The organism is Vulcaniibacterium gelatinicum, from assembly GCF_008033445.1.
Lineage (GTDB): Bacteria > Pseudomonadota > Gammaproteobacteria > Xanthomonadales > Xanthomonadaceae > Vulcaniibacterium_B > Vulcaniibacterium_B gelatinicum.
Genome location: NZ_VNKO01000044.1, coordinates 1 through 1,087 on the forward strand (window position 1 = coordinate 1; position 1,087 = coordinate 1,087).

The 1,087-nt window shown below is 66.6% G+C and carries 1 protein-coding gene and 1 pseudogene; both read left to right on the plus strand.

The window, feature by feature from the left end:
• The first annotated feature begins 117 nt into the window (after positions 1-117).
• The gene (locus FPV26_RS12565) at positions 118-795 is read left to right on the plus strand and encodes a hypothetical protein (RefSeq protein WP_147654213.1); all 678 of its coding nucleotides are present in this window, start codon (positions 118-120) and stop codon (positions 793-795) included.
• Positions 792-1,087 (plus strand): annotated as a pseudogene (locus tag FPV26_RS12570) (XVIPCD domain-containing protein); the annotation flags it as partial. The gene FPV26_RS12565 and the pseudogene FPV26_RS12570, both read left to right, overlap by 4 nt.

Consider the following 1,087-nt stretch of genomic DNA (forward strand, 5'->3'; position numbering starts at 1 on the left):
CGAAGCGATCGCGCTGGTCGAGGCGCACGAACGCGAGGCCCGGGAGGCGACGCTGCCCACGCCACACCCGCCGGTACAGCAGCCCCCGGTGCTGCGCCGTGGCGGCCTGGTGCCGGCATGAACCGTGACCTCGCTGAAGTAGCCCCGACTCACCCGCTCTTCCGGAACCCCGATCCCGTCACCGCCATGACCCCGCGCATCCCCCTCGTCCTCTGCCTGACCACGGCCCTGTCCGCCTCCGCCTGCGGCGCCACGTCCATGTCCACGCCCGAATACAAGCGCAACCCGGCTCCGCGCGAGCGGTACGAGATCACCGTGACGGTCGCGGATGCGCCGGGGGCGTTCGAGGCTGTCGAAGGGTCTGTGACCTACCAGGTCCTCGACACCTCGTGCGTTCCCAGGGATCCGATCAGTGGAGCGCAGAGCAAGACCCCGTATGCGCACGTGCCGATCGTCCTCACCCGACGCTCCGGGAATTCGTATGCAGGAAGCGTGATCGCCGACCTGATGCTGGACGAAGACTACTTCGGCTTGGGCGTCTGCCGATGGTCACTGACCTCGGTCTCCGCATACCTGCGCCACGGAACCACAACATTCGCACCGGGTCTGTCGCGTGATGACCTCCGCGCGGAACGCTCCGCCACGACGTACTTCTGGAAGGGCTCTTACCCTGGCGTCGCCGCTTCGAGCGAACGCACAACCGACTACGGAAGGAGCCTGCCCTCACTCTTCGTGCCCGAGTACCGCGACGAGTTGTTCTCCATCACCCTGACAGCGAAACGGACGACGCCATGAGCATCAACACCCGCGACCACGCGCTGCTTGCCAAGGATGCCTACGTGGATCGTCCGGCTGATGGCAAACGGATCCGGATCGGCGAGCACGACTACACGGTCATCTCCAGGGCAGACACGGCTTCCGGCTACCAAGGCACGATCTACCGGCGCGTCGGCACCGGCGAGATCATCGTCGCCCATCGCGGCACGGAAGTGTCGGTCCGGGACGTCGTGGGCGCGGACGCCGGCATGGTACTCACCGGATTCAATGTCCAGGCGGGTGACGCGATCGCCTTCACCCGCCATGCGCT